The organism is Mycobacterium persicum (assembly GCF_002086675.1).
GTDB classification, from domain to species: Bacteria; Actinomycetota; Actinomycetes; order Mycobacteriales; family Mycobacteriaceae; genus Mycobacterium; species Mycobacterium persicum.
Genome location: NZ_MVIF01000354.1, coordinates 1 through 257, shown reverse-complemented (window position 1 = coordinate 257; position 257 = coordinate 1). Strand labels below are relative to the sequence as shown.

Sequence of the window (257 nt, the reverse complement as noted above, 5' to 3'; positions counted from 1 at the left end):
CCGCCTTGACCCCCAGCACCGCCTTGGCCGCCGGTGCCGCCTTGGCCGCCGGCGCCTTGGGTGCCGGCGGTGCCGGTGAAGGCGTTGCCGGCGTTGCCGCCGGTGCCGCCCTGGCCGCCGTTGCCGCCTCGGCCGCCGGTGCCGCCGGTGGCGCCGGCGCCGGCGACGGTCGTGTTGTTGGCGCCCTTGCCGCCGGTGCCGCCCACGCCGCCGGTGCCGCCGTTGCCGGCGGTGCCATCAGCACCAACAGTGGAGCC

General features: G+C 79.8%; 1 protein-coding gene. It reads right to left on the bottom strand.

The genetic code is table 11. The features are described from left to right. A partial coding sequence (locus BST40_RS33720; protein ID WP_208618977.1) for a hypothetical protein occupies window positions 1-257 on the bottom strand: 257 nt, incomplete at both ends.